This is a genomic window from Polynucleobacter sp. AM-7D1, assembly GCF_018688455.1.
GTDB lineage: Bacteria > Pseudomonadota > Gammaproteobacteria > Burkholderiales > Burkholderiaceae > Polynucleobacter.
Genome location: NZ_CP061319.1, coordinates 383,602 through 398,335, shown reverse-complemented (window position 1 = coordinate 398,335; position 14,734 = coordinate 383,602). Strand labels below are relative to the sequence as shown.

General features: G+C 45.1%; 14 protein-coding genes. 4 read left to right on the top strand and 10 right to left on the bottom strand.

The features are described 5' to 3' along the window. Nucleotides 1–306: 306 nt before the first annotated feature. From flhA to GQ359_RS02115, 4 genes are read left to right on the top strand one after another with little or no spacing between them, the layout of a single operon-like run. Nucleotides 307–2,397 (top strand): flagellar biosynthesis protein FlhA, encoded by a 2,091-nt coding sequence (flhA, locus tag GQ359_RS02130; protein WP_215387303.1) that lies wholly within the window; start codon nt 307–309, stop codon nt 2,395–2,397. Between the two features lie 36 nt (nt 2,398–2,433). Further along, nucleotides 2,434–4,068 carry a flagellar biosynthesis protein FlhF gene (flhF, locus tag GQ359_RS02125; RefSeq protein WP_215387302.1) on the top strand — a complete coding sequence of 545 codons (1,635 nt, stop codon included), beginning with the start codon at nt 2,434–2,436 and terminating at the stop codon, nt 4,066–4,068. Further along, nucleotides 4,065–4,880, top strand: coding sequence for a hypothetical protein (locus tag GQ359_RS02120; protein WP_215302751.1), 816 nt, complete (start codon nt 4,065–4,067; stop codon nt 4,878–4,880). The genes flhF and GQ359_RS02120 overlap by 4 nt, the downstream gene beginning before the upstream one ends. 39 nt (nt 4,881–4,919) lie before the next feature. Further along, nucleotides 4,920–5,609: a FliA/WhiG family RNA polymerase sigma factor gene (locus GQ359_RS02115; protein ID WP_215302749.1), complete on the top strand. Its 690-nt coding sequence runs from the start codon at nt 4,920–4,922 to the stop codon at nt 5,607–5,609. A gap of 29 nt (nt 5,610–5,638) precedes the next feature. Here GQ359_RS02115 and GQ359_RS02110 read toward each other — a convergent pair whose 3' ends face one another. The 10 genes from GQ359_RS02110 to GQ359_RS02065 form a co-directional block, all read right to left on the bottom strand. Next, nucleotides 5,639–6,322, bottom strand: a complete 684-nt coding sequence (locus tag GQ359_RS02110) for a tetratricopeptide repeat protein (protein ID WP_215302747.1) — start codon at nt 6,320–6,322, stop codon at nt 5,639–5,641. A gap of 126 nt (nt 6,323–6,448) precedes the next feature. After that, nucleotides 6,449–7,126, bottom strand: a complete 678-nt coding sequence (locus GQ359_RS02105; protein WP_215387301.1) for a tetratricopeptide repeat protein — start codon at nt 7,124–7,126, stop codon at nt 6,449–6,451. Between the two features lie 85 nt (nt 7,127–7,211). Next, nucleotides 7,212–7,967: a hypothetical protein gene (locus GQ359_RS02100; protein ID WP_215387300.1), complete on the bottom strand. Its 756-nt coding sequence runs from the start codon at nt 7,965–7,967 to the stop codon at nt 7,212–7,214. Nucleotides 7,968–8,124: 157 nt separating this feature from the next. After that, the gene (locus tag GQ359_RS02095) at nt 8,125–8,538 is read right to left on the bottom strand and encodes a hypothetical protein (protein WP_215387299.1); all 414 of its coding nucleotides are present in this window, start codon (nt 8,536–8,538) and stop codon (nt 8,125–8,127) included. Nucleotides 8,539–8,577: 39 nt separating this feature from the next. Further along, a complete protein-coding gene (gene flgM, locus GQ359_RS02090) occupies nt 8,578–8,913 on the bottom strand; it encodes a flagellar biosynthesis anti-sigma factor FlgM (RefSeq protein ID WP_215302740.1) in 336 nt (111 codons plus the stop codon). Nucleotides 8,914–9,012: 99 nt separating this feature from the next. After that, complete coding sequence (gene flgA, locus GQ359_RS02085; RefSeq protein WP_215387298.1) at nt 9,013–9,702, bottom strand: flagellar basal body P-ring formation chaperone FlgA; 690 nt, start codon at nt 9,700–9,702, stop codon at nt 9,013–9,015. Next, nucleotides 9,702–11,279, bottom strand: a complete 1,578-nt coding sequence (locus GQ359_RS02080) for a hypothetical protein (RefSeq protein ID WP_215387297.1) — start codon at nt 11,277–11,279, stop codon at nt 9,702–9,704. Before GQ359_RS02080 ends, flgA begins: the two co-directional genes overlap by 1 nt. A 31-nt stretch (nt 11,280–11,310) precedes the next feature. Continuing rightward, complete coding sequence (locus tag GQ359_RS02075; protein ID WP_215387296.1) at nt 11,311–13,257, bottom strand: hypothetical protein; 1,947 nt, start codon at nt 13,255–13,257, stop codon at nt 11,311–11,313. Between the two features lie 40 nt (nt 13,258–13,297). After that, nucleotides 13,298–13,705: a hypothetical protein gene (locus tag GQ359_RS02070; protein WP_215387295.1), complete on the bottom strand. Its 408-nt coding sequence runs from the start codon at nt 13,703–13,705 to the stop codon at nt 13,298–13,300. Continuing rightward, nucleotides 13,702–14,727, bottom strand: a complete 1,026-nt coding sequence (locus GQ359_RS02065; protein ID WP_215387294.1) for a PDZ domain-containing protein — start codon at nt 14,725–14,727, stop codon at nt 13,702–13,704. The genes GQ359_RS02070 and GQ359_RS02065 overlap by 4 nt, the downstream gene beginning before the upstream one ends. Nucleotides 14,728–14,734 lie beyond the last annotated feature (7 nt).

The following is a 14,734-nucleotide window of genomic DNA, read 5'->3' as shown; positions in this document are numbered from 1 at the left end:
GGTTTCTCTTCGGACTAAACGGCTAAAAAACTAAATTACTTTAGATTTCAGGCAAAAAATCGGGTTTGATTGACGAGGATAGGGGTGTAAAAACCGTTAAATTGAGCCCTTAATCCCACTTTTGTTACTGGTGGCAATTTTTGTCTAAAAGTGCGGCAATTATTGCCATTTTTGATGTTTTTTCCCCTGAAATACAGTATATTTAGGGTCTATTGGGGTGCTAAACACTATATATAGGTTAGCGCCTACTGATTTAGTGCAGTTTTTGGCAATTTTTAATCATTTATCAGGCAATAGACCTATCGCATGAAAATCTTGGGTTTTGACACCTCAAAGTTGCCGAGCCCATCGGCACAAGGCGCCATCCCGATTTTGGTACTTTTAGTACTGATCATGATGCTGGTGCCCTTGCCAGCCATTATTCTCGATGTGCTTTTTACCTTCAATATTGCGCTGTCCATCATCGTTCTATTTACAGCGATCAATATCAAGAGTTTTAAAGATTTCGTTGCCTTCCCAACAGTTCTGCTTTTAACCACCCTGCTACGTTTATCCCTTAACGTCGCTTCGACTCGTATTGTGTTGATGGACGGTTACAAAGGAACGGATGCTGCCGGTAAGGTAATTGAGGCCTTTGGTGTTTTCTTGATTGGCGGCAACTTTGCAGTGGGTATTGTGATCTTTATTGTGATCACGATCATTAACTTTGTGGTGATCACCAAAGGTTCCGGCCGTGTAGCAGAAGTTTCTGCTCGCTTTGCTTTGGACTCCATGCCTGGTAAACAGATGGCGATTGACGCTGATCTCAATGCTGGTCTTATTCAGCAAGAAGAAGCAAAATCGCGACGCGCGGATGTAGCGCAAGAAGCAGACTTCTTTGGTTCCATGGACGGTGCCTCTAAGTTCGTGCGTGGCGATGCGATGGCCGGCATCATGATTTTGGTGATCAATCTCATCGGTGGTGTGATGATTGGCGTCCTGCAACATGGCATGGACTTTGGCAAGGCACTGTCCACTTTTGCATCACTGACAATTGGTGATGGACTGGTAGCGCAAATTCCAGCATTGGTGATTTCTACTGCGGCCGGTATCTTGGTTACTCGCGTTGCCACCGAGGATGATTTTTCCGGTCAGGTCTCCAAGCAGTTTGAAGCGAACAGTAATGCACTGGGCGTTGTGGCTGGAGTACTCGGCATCTTGGGCATCCTGCCTGGCATGCCCCATGTCATCTTCTTAGGCTTTGCTGCTCTCTTTGGTGGTCTTGCTTACTTAACCCACCAACGCATTAAGAGAGAGGCTGCAGCAGCCAAAGTAGCCTTGGCTCAGCCAGTTGTTAACGAGGAACTAGAGTGGAAAGACGTTCCGATCGTTGAGCCACTCTGCCTTGAATTAGCGTATCGCCTCATTCCATTAGTAGACAAAGGTGATGAGAGTGATCTCATTAAACGCATTAAAGCCATTCGTCGCAAATTCGTTACTCAAGTAGGATTTTTAATTCCATCTGTACATATTAGAGACAACTTGCAACTGAGTGCTGAGACCTATCGCATTTTACTTTACGGTGCTGAGATTGGACGAGGACAGTGCTTGCCAGATCGTCTACTAGCGATTCAACAAAGTGGTACCGATAAAATTCCGGGCATCGAAGTGAAAGATCCAACCTTTGGTATGCCTGCCGTTTGGATTGAGCGCTCCATGCGCGATGAAGCTATTGCTAAAGGCTATACCGTCGTTGAACCTGCAGTTGTCATCACTACGCATTTAGATCACCTCATTCATCAGCATGCTGCCGAGCTATTAGGTCGCCAAGAAACCCAAGACCTACTTGATCACTTCAAAATGAGTTACCCCAAATTGGTTGAGGATGTCATACCAAAAATTGTTACTGTGGCGCAGCTGCAGCGCATCTTGCAATTACTGCTTGAAGAAAATGTTCCTATCAAAGATCTGCGCACCATTTTGGAAATCTCCAGTGAATACGCAGGCAAACTCAATGATCCTTTAGAGATCCTGCCGCATATTCGTTATGCACTGCGTCGCACGATCGTTCAAGATGTCTTAGGTGATGGCAATAACTATCAAGTATTGGGAATTCAGCCAGAGTTTGAGCGCCTCATTGAGCAGTCGATTGGTGCTGGGGCCATTGCTCCGGATGGACTGATTGAACCCTCTTTAGCCCGTATGTTTGGGGAAGAGGTTATCAGGGGTGTTCAAGAGATGGAGAACCAAAACCTGCCGCCAGTCATTGTCAGTGGCACACGGACCAGAACCACCATCTCCAGAATTGCTCGCAGGGTCTGCCCTCAGGCGGTGGTATTGGCATTAAGTGAGCTACCACCAACCTCCAATCTGGCTTTCTTCAAGGTTCTTTGTTCCCAAACGGGCAAAAACCCCTAAAATCACTATTAAAGAGATCTACTCCGGAGTTTAAGCATGGGCCCCCAAAAATTTATTGCAGCCAATACCGCTGATGCGTTAAAGCTGATTCGTACAGAATTGGGTTCTGACGCTATGGTGCTCTCCACTAAAGACACCGACCAAGGCGTAGAAATCATTGCCATTACTTCACAAGATTTAGCCAATCTATCCACACGTTCTGAATCGCTCGATACTCTCAGCAGTGAAGCCAGCCCTTTTTCAGAAAGATCGATGGCTCAATCTGGTCTGTCAGACAAGTTTGAGAACGCCATTGCGCGTCGCGCCCAAGCCCCCGCGCCAAAACCGTATGGCGAAATCCCGGCGGGCAGCTTAAGACGCAACCCAGCTAGAGCGGGTCGCTCTGTCAGAGCTCCTGGTGCAGAAGCATTTTTACCAACTTCCTTTAATAATGCTGAACGTATTCAGCGCAGTGATAGCAGCGTGATCAACCCGTCTAATAATGACGCGATATTTAATGCCTCTGCTGCTGCCAATGCAAAAGCAGCGCAAGATGTTGCCGCCCTCAATGCGGCTAGAGTTTCAGCTCTCAATGCGGCTCAGGCGCATCGCATCTCAGAAGCTGGATTACAAAAAGCAAATACGCCTGCTGCGGCCGCTGCACCTGCAGTGCCTGCCGCCCCAGCAGTCTCCAATATATTCGAATCAGGCAGTTCGCCTAAAGTAGAAAAGTTGCTTTCTGAGATCAGTGAAGTTAAGTATTTACTGCAATCGCATGTTGCCGGTAATTTCTGGGGAAATATCCAACAGGAAAATACCCACGTTACCGAGATCGTGAAACACCTTCTCAATAGTGGATTCTCTCCCAAGCTATGCGCCGAGATTGCACGCAACCTGCCTCAGGACTTGAGCTTGCCTGCATTGCTAAAAAATGCTCGTGAACAAGTGAAATGCATGATCAAGACATCGCATGCCTTTGACATCTTTGATCGCGGCGGCGTCTTTGCCTTTATTGGACCTACCGGGGTAGGCAAAACAACCACTGTTGCCAAAATTGCTGCGCGTTGTGTATTGCGCTATGGCCGCAATCAAGTCGCCCTTCTCACAACCGATACCTATCGTATTGGCGCCCAAGAGCAACTCAAAACATTTGCAAAAATCTTGGGGCTTTCAGTCACTGCTGTACGAGATAGCGAAGATTTAGCTGCAAAGATTAAGGACTTCTCTAATCGCAAGATTGTCCTGCTAGATACCGCCGGTGTGAGCCAACGCGATACGCTGATGGTTGAGCAATCTCAATTACTAGAGCATGGCTCCAACAAGGCACGTCGCATTTTAGTTATGAGCTCTACTACCGATCTGCGTACTCAAGAAGAAGTGATTAGCTTGCACAACCAGGCTATGCAAAATGCCAATGGTGAAAAACTGGATTCTGTCATTATCACCAAGATTGATGAGGCAGCCCATCTTGCACCAGTGATTGATAGTGTGATTCGTCATGATTTATCAGTCATGTTTGTCTCCAATGGTCAACGTGTTCCCGAAGATCTCAGTCAGCCCGATATTAATTACTTGAGTCATCGTGCGATGGCGATGCGTGCTTTCTCAGAAACCTTCTCGATTACTGATGAACAAGTACCCGCTCTTCTTTCAGACCACCTGGGTGACTGGATTCGCAAAGTCAATCAATGAGTACAACAACTACAGGCAGCGTGGATCAAGCTGCGGGTTTACGCAATATTTTTGGCGCTGAGTTATCGAGAGTCATTTGTATTGCCAGTACGCTCGATCCAGACTCCACTATTCATTTGGGTCATGGCACAGCGCATAGCATTAAGCAATTAGGTCACAGGGTACTTCTGATTGATGAGATTGCTTTATCAGATCGCAAAACAATGTCAGGGTTTCTATACCCAGTCCGCTATGACTTAGGACAAGTGTTTACCAGCTCCATCAATTTGGCAAGAAGCATTAAAGCCATTGAAGAGAATTTTTGGTATGCCACGAGCGTTAAATTGCGCCCAGAGATCGCCCACCGTTTTGCTAAATATCCTCAGCTGGATCAACGCTTAGTTAATCATGAAATTGATATCGACTACATCGTTTTTCCGACGATTGATCCTCAAGCAAATATCGTTGCCTACTACGGTAGTAATATCAAACGTATATTAGTAACCGCAAGCGATCAAGATTCCCTCAAAAAAGCCATGGTGATGATTCGTCAAATGGCAATTTTGCAAATTGATGAGCCGCTCTCAGTATTGATTGTGGGCGGTGAAGATGAAGCTGCTGGTGCCCAGGCCTTTGAAAAACTCCACAACGCATCCGTTTCTGCACTGGAGCAGCCCTTAGATTTCATTGGATGGATCAAAGCTTTAACTGCCGAACGCGTTGAGCTAGACCCTGATGATTTGACTTGGAACCCAGTCAGCAAAGGCGAGACACATGAATTTGTGATGCCCATGGGATTCTTTAAGGCGATTTCCGCAAAGATTACGAGCTAAGTCGCATAAAATTAAGCATTCCCAATAAACGAGTTGTGATTGAAGCCATCCACTTATTCCCAGTCAATTGATATCAATCAAGCCATTGAAGAGCACTTACCGCTAGTCAAGCGGATTGCTCATCAAATTTGCTCAAGACTGCCGCCTAATGTGGAAGTAGATGATCTTATCCAAGAAGGTCTAACTGGCCTCCTCGATGCCCTAACCCGCTACGAGCCTCAGGCTAACTTAGCTTTTGAAGCTTATGCGAGAACTCGTATTCGTGGGGCTATCTATGACTCCTGCCGTAAAAATGACATTCTTCCGCGTAATCAGCGGGATGAACTCGTAGGGCTTGAAAAAGTCACCCGCAAGCTTGAGCAAAACTTAGGCCGCCACCCATCTGAAAAAGAAATTGCCAGTAGCGCAGAAATCACCATTGAGGCCTACCATGCCATCATGGCTAATATGGTGCACTTGATGCCACTCGATGATTTATCAGATGATTTACTACCTTCTGATGCCGATGATTCGGACCCGATGAGAGCAGTTGCGATGAGCCAATTGGCAGATCGCATAGCAACTATTCTTGAAGGATTGCCTGAAAATGAAAAACTGGTATTTGCACTGCATTACCAGGAAGACTTGTCTTATCGAGAAATTGCCCAAGTCATGAATATCACCCCTGGCCGTATTAGCCAAATCCATACCCAGGGAATGATTCGGATTAGAGCCAAACTGAAAGTCTAATCACTAGCACCGCATAACCTCGGTCTCAGTTACAGAGACCTATATAGCGTGCGCATGTTCTGAATTTTTCCAAACTGCGCTTCCGCAGCATCAAATTCTTTATCGTAATTACCTTTGTTGGCATGTTGAAACATAATGAGCACTCGATGGGCTTGATCATGTTTTTGGAGAGTTGCTAGCACCAAGTAATAGCAAGCCTTTTTATGATCTTGGGGAATGTATTCCCCTTTTTCATATAAACAGCCCAAGGTATAGGCAGACTGACGACTCCCCTCTTCAGCGCCTTTGGCCAAATATGCAATACCCTTGCGAACATCCCTAGGAACACCTTGCTCTTCACCTAGACCTAAAGCATAGATATTTCCAAGATTGCAGTAGGCATCATGCACCTCTTCCTTGATAGCCTTCTCGTAATACTCAATGGCAGTCTTATAGTCTTGCTTGATTTCTCCCATACCGCGCTCATGCATGAGACCCACATTGAAGTGGGCATAGCCATTACCTAAACTGCTATTGGAATTTACCCAAGTAAATAGTTTATTAATCTGCTCTGGATCAAGATGGCCATCAAAACACATCTTGGTTAAGGCAAACTGCGCTTCTTGATCTAAATCGATTGTCGCTAGGTCATAAAAAATCTCGAACGCAGCATCATACCTACCCTTCCTCAGATTTAAGGTAGCGATATCTAAACGAGAATTATCAAACTGCATAAAACACCAATCGATTAAGTGATGGCTCTATTTTAGAACATGAAGCTTGATTTCAGTTTGAGCACAAAAAGAAAAAGCCTCAAAAGCTGTAGGCATTTGAGGTTTTATTTTCAAAGCTAAATTAGCTTATAGGCATTTATATAGCTGCCGCATATTCTCAATCTTACCGAACTGTAACTCAGCAGCCGACATCTCTGCATCGTAGTCTTCCTTGTGGCTATGAACAAAAATATGCAGCACCCGCTTTGCTTGATCATGACCTTGAAGCGCTGCTAAGGAGAGGTAGTAAAAGGCTTTTTTAAGATCCTGCGGAATAAATTCACCTTTGCCATAGAGCGAGCCCAAGGTATAAGCACATTGACGACTACCCTCTTCAGCGCCCCTTGCTAAAAACTTGATTCCATTATTTATATCTCGCGGCACACCTTGATCCATTCCCAGGCCCAGCGCCAGGATATTGCCCAAATTACAGTAAGCATCCTTAACATCCTCTTTGATGGCTTTTTGATAGTAATCAACTGCAATTTTATAGTTCTGAGCAACTTTTCCAAGACCACGTTCGTGCATCAGCCCCACATTAAACAGGGCATAACCATTACCTAGACTGGTGTGACCATTTTGGAGTTCGTAGAATTTCTCAATATGCTCCGGCGAGAGATTGCCATCAAACACCATTTTGGTCATTAAGAAAACAGCGTCATCGTTCTGATCATTGACCGCACAGTCGTACAAAATATCAAAGGCAACATCAAACTTGCCTTTTTGCATATTCAATTGACCTAGTTCAATTGCTCCGTAACCCATGATTTCTAACTCCTAGTAAGGCATTAATTTTATTGAATAAGTAATTATCGATGAATTCTTCTTGCGCCACATTGGGGCATCAACATTAGCACCAGGAAGCTTCCTGATACCAGTAATTAATGCGTCTGTTTACCCTAGAGCTCTGAATGGCCGTCCTGGTGCTCACAAATTCATTTTCATTTAAGCGGGTTGGCTCGTAAAGCTCACAACCCACTCGGACTCGTGACTCCTCCAGCAAACTTGGTCTAATGCTCCGAATAATGAGATCGAACTTAGCGGTGCGAGCTTGCAATCTCTCCAAGGTGCAACCACTCCAAACTTTTCCGACCTCTAGTTCCGTAGCCCCAAGACGAATATCAAACTGAATACCCTTATCGGAAATATCCACAATATCTGCGATCATCTCCTTGCCAACACTGAAATAAATTAAGGCCTTAAATGCTCTATCAGGTGGGGCCGGAACCCTAAAATCTTCTCGACGCTGAATTAGAGCTACTTCCCTGGGAATGTCACATGCTAGCAATCCGCTATCTAAGGATCGCAGCCCCTGCATTGAAAATTGCAACTTACCAACATCTAAGCCAGCAACAAAAATGCATGGATCCATCAGGAAGGAATGCACCCCATTTTTGGGCGCCTCCTCTACCTTGAATTTGAAACCCGTTTTGGCTTCTAGACTATCTACACTGACAGGCAGCAATTGTGATGACTTGGTATTGAAGATCGCAGAAACCGGCCCCGGAGAGAAAAATTTCTCGAGATTTTTATACAAAAATCGACTGTCCAAATTATATTTAGGATCAATCTGACCGGCATCGGGTTGGTAAATGTTGAATGGCATCGCTGGAATTTGTAATTGCCCGTTCCCGCCATGAGTGCATTCTTCAATTTAAAAATGAGAAAAGCTGACTCAAACTTGAAGCTTGGGTAAGCTTCAATTATACAAATATCTGTAGTCCTGATATTCACCCAGAGGGGCTAAATGGGAGCAGAAAGGCCTAAACCTTACGGGATAGAACTCCACCCACTGATCCAGGTACACCGCCATCGCTGCCATAGGTGGCACCTGGGGCTTGTTGAGCAATAAAAGATTGCATTGCCGCACTACGCTGCATTGCGAGGCGTATTAAATCGCCATTAATTTGATGATTGGTAGAGGTTTCATTGAGTAAGCTTAATAAACGCTCTTTTTGCCCCTCAGGGAACTCATTGATATCCCCGCGGAGCTTTTCTACTCCACCAGGATAGCCATTAATGGACTCTAAGGCTGCATTAGTCAACTCAAGAGCATTGGGCAGTCGATCCATATCGTTTGCCTCTAGGGCAGTTCGCAGATCTCTTACAGCTACATCAATCTTCTGAAGAAAAGAATGCAGCCCATCAAATGACATTGATGGAGCTGTAACGGACATGGTTTTTTGGGGGTGTTACGAAAACTAGCTAGAAGTCAGTTATGCGCGATTGGGCTTTTGACCAATTGCGGCAACGACATCTTTGAGCATCGCTTGAGAGATTTTCTTGTAATCAATCTCAAATTCACCAGCAGCAACTTTAGCGCGCAACTTTTCAATCAAAGCTTCGTCGCTTGCTTTACTTGCCTTGGAATCATTTTGAACTTCAGCCAACTTTGCAGTCAGGCTGATATCTAAATTAACAGCTGGGCCAGAAACTACATCAGCATTAGCTTTAGCAGCAGTGTTATTTACAGCAGCCGAGTTTGAGCCTGGCGTGGGTTTAGCCACTCCTGAATTTGGTGGAATCAGTGGTGCATTCTCATTAATCTTCATCTCATTCTCCTAAGTACTGCGTTACAGCGAAATTTTACTGCTAATTACTACTAAATACCGCCTTGTTTCACAACTTTACCGCATAAAGTGAAGCAACGCTCACTCTACATTAACCCCGATCACGCCTGGCCTTAAAACCTTACCTTGCAAGACCTGACCGTCCATCAGGCGCACACGCACCATATCACCTATCATTCCGGCGGTTTGGGCAGTTCCTTCTCCCGATACCTGAAATCCCTTACCCACCAATTGGATCAAAACAGGATCTCCTACCTTTATTACGGATGATTCCTTTAAATCGTTTAGCCCAATTGGTGACCCCATTTGTAGCGAGCGACTTAATACCTTTTCGTAGGCAGCTCGGGGAGTCCTCAAGACATCATCAGGCAAGGTGGTTAAATCCCCTTCAATCACCCGAATATCACCATTTTCGATCTTTTGGCCAAAACCAAGGTAGCGGCTAGCCACAACGTAATCCCCATAAGCATGGATATTGACAGGCACATTGACCATCCAAGAGGCCTTGGCACAACGTAATTGCAAGGTACTTCTACCCCAGAGCCGAACGCCAGGAGGGGTCAATATCTCAATAGAACCCCCTAAACAGGCCGGAATCACCTGGTTTGGCTCCATCAGTTGCACCTCAACACGGAGACCGTTCACACTAGGACTTTTTTGAATGAAGCGCTTCATGGACGCCTCTACATCGGGAGGCAAGGCAGCCTGAACGCTAAAAGCCACAAGAAATTGAACTAGGTAGGCGAATAGAGCAAAGCCGAGCAAGCGCATTATCTGACGTACCGATCCAAGGCAACCCAAGAATAGACAGTATTTGCACCGTCCAAAGCTACACCAGCCAACCAATGAGGCCGCTCTAATGCCGCAGGAATGTTTTGGTGGATATTCATATTCTCAACACCCATAAACTCGTGAACATAGATCCAATACGTTTCCAAACCTGCCCGTACGGCAATCTTCCTAGCAGGATGAATGATTTCGCCCAAAGAGTCTACTTTTGAACTAGCAAGCTTATCTAACTGCTCTTCGCCCAAATACTGGATCGCGGATACCGCAAAATACTCTCCATGACGTGAAAAATAGGCCATCGGCATTCTTAATAGACTGGATGGGCAGGAGAGACGAACACCCTCGTGATGAACCTCCAAAGAGCCGCCGATTTCAGCCATCATGCTGCCAACCGCCAACAAATGCTCTTGAGATAAAGAAATGTGGTCTAAATCGATAAAAATCATGAGCTCTTGCTGAACAGCAAAAATGCTTGGGCATGGCGGCAAAATACTCAGGATAGTTAATAACTGCTGCGCAACATCTGCGTCTGCATAGACTTCATCAATCAACAACTCATCAGTTAAGTTGTCAAAAATATGTCGCAAAGATTGTTGTCCTACACGAATCAATTCATCCTGCTCTTTGCTTAATACAAAGTCGAGCTCGACTCCACTCCAACCATTCCCTTTACCAGCTAAGCTGCGGGCTTTTTGTAATCGATTTAAATTCGTTGATCGATCCAAAACATAGTGCTTATCCAAAGAACGTGAATTACTGGAATACTCAAAAGCACTTGCACGATCGATTGGCTGAGATAAGCCTTCAGGGATCGAAAACGCTTTGGGCTTTGGCTCTGGTATCAGCACTGGCGGGGACTCTTGCCGAGGTGCAAAAAGATTCTTCAATTCACTAATCGTGCGATCAAGCGTACGATTTAATTCAATCTCTCGATCACTAGGTGCATCAGACTCAACTCGAGCTTGCGGGCTATGAGTTTGAACTTGAGGCTCAGGACTTTTTTCAGGAGCGCGCAAACCCTCTTTAAGATCGGAAGCAAACTCTTGATTTGGAAATTCATCCACATACTCATCTTCGAGAATGGGTGCCATTGGCTGAGCTATCGGCTGAGCTTCCAACTCAATCACTGGTTCAATAGTTTCGGCGACAGACACTAGTAGCGAGATAGGTTCTTTAGAGACTGGAGTGCCCGCTTTTAGTTGAGCCAACTTCTGCTCGAATACAGTCTTAGCCTGGTTTAGTTGCTCAACGCTCACCAAGGCGCCAGACTCACTAGAACTGTGAATATGCGAGGCTTCTGCGTTGACCAGCGCAACTAAATCTGGGATCAATAAAAATGCTTGGGAGCTATTGGCTGTAAAACTCTCAGATAACTCACTTGCAAATGCACTTAATGCATCTAGACCAGCGCCATCAAGGGCATTGGCCAAATCAACGCAATACATTACAGAAGACTCAAGCCTAGCTGAACCAGCACCGCCATTGGCAGGCACCGAGGATACTAAGCCCTCAATTGCCCGATCAACGTCAATTAAAAATAGCGGTTTTTCTTCAGACATGGGATGTGTGCTTTATCTCTAGTTAACCGTATTAAGTTTTCGCTTGACGCTTCAAATCTGAGAACTCTTGACCTAAGCCATCAAACTCTTCTTCCCAACTATCGAGATCACGTATCACTTGTTTGGCGTCCATGCCCAAAAGCTCAATTGCCTCTAGAGAAATTTCTGGTGCGAATTGCTCAGTAGCAGCCGCCTGTTCTAAAGCTATAGCAAGAGAACCTCTCATTTTTGAAACAGTTGCCTCAACACGATCAACCAATAAATTGAGTTGCTCAGTCTCTACAGCCAGTTGTTTACTGGAGTGGTTATCTAAGATGGCCAAATACAATCGGACGCCCTGCTGTTTCAAGGCAAAGAATGCATCTTGTAACTGATCTAGAGGCCCAACTCTGCTTGCTCTCTCAGTAGAGCCTGAATAGGCTTGCTCATCCTCACCAGAGGCGGCAGGACGTATTTGCGCAGCCTTGTCTTGCAAGGTGTTCACGGAATGTCGTAGCTTATTGCTTAATTGAGTGAGTAACTTGAAGCGACGCTCAATATCACTAATCTTCTGCTTCAAATCCCCACTCAGTTCAGAAATGACATTCACCACTGTTTTCAATTCAGGTGAGGTCGCGTCTGCAGCTGGCTGTGGTGTGCGCTGAGGAGCAACGGGCTGCGGCTCATTCTTAGGAGGGTCCATCGCCTTCATACTTGGAGCATTAGCAAAGCCCAAGTCGATTGAACTTAAGAGCTGATCGGCGGCAGAAGCCACTTTTGAAGTGCGCTGTAAATCAAGGGCATTTAAGTTGGTATTTCGGAAGAACATGAAGCCACCAATAGCAAAACCCAATATGCCAGCAACGGACACAATAGTCAGCCCCAAAAATCCGCCGGCAGTTTTAAAGTCGAAGAATCCTAAATCATGAGAATTTTGCTGAGCTACCACTCTCAATGCTTCATGACTCGAAGCAAAATCACGAATCGTTGTCATGCCCGTTGCATAAAGCTTGATCGCTAAAGCACTTTCTTGAGGCAACTTTGTGTGCCAAGGAGTTTGATGAACCTTGGTCATCACCTCACTCAACTTAGGAGGTGATTTTCCAGAGACTTTTTTACCCAACTCAATTTCAAGTAATACTTTTTGATCGATTACCGTGCCTAAAGCTTTTTGAAGCTCGGAGGTACTAGCCGCATCAGTGATATTTTTCTGCCAAGCATCATTCGCCTTAAGGAAGGCATTCAGACTTTCTGCATATTTTTTTGCTGGAGAATCGCTAGAGATCTTATCCAGGTCTAAAACGCCTTTTGGCGACAACAAGGCTTCTGCTGATTTTGCAAGAATCCCCAATCCAGCCAGACTTTTTTCTTGCGCTAAAACCGCGCCAATTGCTTGCTCAGTCTTTTTTGCCCCCAGTAGCACGTCTTGCACGCTGGCAACTTTAGATGACTTTGCATCAGCTGCTTGAGCTTCGGATGTATCAAGCTTTTCTTCAGCAAGATGAGCGTATTTATCAGGCTTACCGAAGATCACCTTCATAATTTTGGCATCTAACTTTTGGAAAAAGGCCAGTGCAGGATTATCAGAGAGGGTAGCCAACTTAGAAGTGTCCGCACTCTGCGCTGGACTTGCCGAATTCATAGCAGAACTTTTGGCCGATCCAGAATCAGTTGCTGGAGCATCTACAGGCAGCTTGACATCGTCTGTAATGGATTTAAAGAGGCCATCTGATTTTTTAAGATTATTAAAAAAGCTGGGCTCTAGACCAACAGCACTGCTCATCTGAGATTGCAGCACTTTTAATGCCGGGATAAGACGGAGAACCTCAATCTGCTCAATATCAATTGACTGCAAATACTTCCCATCAGAAACCCAATCACGCGCCGTAATAAATGCACTAACGCTAGTGACTAGCGCAATCACAAACGAGACAATTGCTAACCAACGCCAAGGCATCGTCGCTCGCTGAAAGATATGGTTTTTATATTTTTTGCTCATATATTTTTTCTAGCTAATGAATGAGACCAGTCACCCGGCTCTAGGAAGCCTCCACCAAAAGGTGATCGATCCCATTGTGATGCACAAATAATGAATCACTTAAAACTGATGCATGAAAAGGTCCGGAAATATTATTCACCCTAAAGCCAAGACCCTTATTAAGACCATCCTTTAATACAACGATCCAAGGTGCAGATCCCGGCTTGAGCACCTGCTGCCAATCGGCAATATTTTCTGATCGACGATTAAACCGTAGCACCTGAAAATGATTGCGCAAATAAACTGGCGCACCCTCATGAACCACTACGCCACTGATTCTTAAATCCTTTAAGGATTGCTCGGCCTCGGGGTGTAAAAAAACTGACAGTACTGAGCTTGCTGGCAACACATATCGTTCGCCATTGATGCGCATTCCAAGCCAATATTCTGGATTTTCAAGATTGGTCATGATTTTTTACCAGTTACTCGACGCTGATACCAGAATAATCCTAATGCGATCGCAAAAATAAACAAGCTAGATACAAAGCCAACGACTGCATCGCCCATACCCATTAAATGGGAGCTACTTCTGCTCTCAATTTTTCTTCTGAGAGAAAAATACGTATCCACATTTTCTAGGAACTTTTTGTGCTGCCAAACCAGTACATCCTTAGACTGAATTTTTGCAGGATTAGCGCCAGAGGGGTCAATCACGCTTTTAGCAATGAGATTGAGGCGCTTAGCCGTTTGCATGAGATTATTTGCAGCTTCAGGACGCCAATCTACCGGAATGCTAGGAAGCATATCGCGACGATATTGCTCAGCTTGACGCTTGGTTTCTTGCTCAGTTATATACACAGCATCAGGTGGTGTTGAAAATTTGAGTCCACAATTACTATCATTAATTGGACCTTTACCAATCAGACGTAAAACCACCGATACATTGTCTTTTTTGTGCCTTAACAGCTTGAGTGCCATCTCCGTGGATGGCTTCTCATTTAAGGCCAGATAAAAACCCATGACCGATTCCACTTTGACTGAGTTCACATTCAATACAAGGTCCCCAGCTTTAATTCCAGCCAAATCAGCGGGCGAGCCAGGTTCAACTGATTCAATCACTGGCAGGGTGACTGTCAAAATCGGTTGGAAACGCTTATTTTCAAACTCAGCAAAGAATTGGAAGGCCCTTGTAACGGCCTCATCCAAGCCCACGGGTATGATCGCATCATCTACGAGCTTTGGGATATCAGTAGGCTTCAATCTACGTTGGGTATTTTTGGCATTTAATCTAAAGTCAATATTTTGCGTATTAACAAAATCCTCAAGATTTGGACCCGCTACCTTCAGGTTTTTTAGCTCAATCGAAGCACTTGATAATTCACTGGCAGCACCTAATAGCGTCATTAAAGAGACGGCAACTAAAAAGCCTGAGAAAGCTAAGAACCAAAAATAAATATTGCGCTGCGAGCGAGGGAGTCGGAGTGAAAACAAGATGATC

Coding starts and splice junctions, on each gene's coding strand:
- flhA (WP_215387303.1), top strand. CDS start 307: ATGAAAATCTTGGGTTTTGACACCTCAAAGTTGCCGAGCCCATCGGCA.
- flhF (WP_215387302.1), top strand. CDS start 2,434: ATGGGCCCCCAAAAATTTATTGCAGCCAATACCGCTGATGCGTTAAAG.
- GQ359_RS02120 (WP_215302751.1), top strand. CDS start 4,065: ATGAGTACAACAACTACAGGCAGCGTGGATCAAGCTGCGGGTTTACGC.
- GQ359_RS02110 (WP_215302747.1), bottom strand. CDS start 6,322: ATGCAGTTTGATAATTCTCGTTTAGATATCGCTACCTTAAATCTGAGG.
- GQ359_RS02105 (WP_215387301.1), bottom strand. CDS start 7,126: ATGGGTTACGGAGCAATTGAACTAGGTCAATTGAATATGCAAAAAGGC.
- GQ359_RS02100 (WP_215387300.1), bottom strand. CDS start 7,967: ATGCCATTCAACATTTACCAACCCGATGCCGGTCAGATTGATCCTAAA.
- GQ359_RS02095 (WP_215387299.1), bottom strand. CDS start 8,538: ATGTCCGTTACAGCTCCATCAATGTCATTTGATGGGCTGCATTCTTTT.
- flgM (WP_215302740.1), bottom strand. CDS start 8,913: ATGAAGATTAATGAGAATGCACCACTGATTCCACCAAATTCAGGAGTG.
- flgA (WP_215387298.1), bottom strand. CDS start 9,702: ATGCGCTTGCTCGGCTTTGCTCTATTCGCCTACCTAGTTCAATTTCTT.
- GQ359_RS02080 (WP_215387297.1), bottom strand. CDS start 11,279: ATGTCTGAAGAAAAACCGCTATTTTTAATTGACGTTGATCGGGCAATT.
- GQ359_RS02075 (WP_215387296.1), bottom strand. CDS start 13,257: ATGAGCAAAAAATATAAAAACCATATCTTTCAGCGAGCGACGATGCCT.
- GQ359_RS02070 (WP_215387295.1), bottom strand. CDS start 13,705: ATGACCAATCTTGAAAATCCAGAATATTGGCTTGGAATGCGCATCAAT.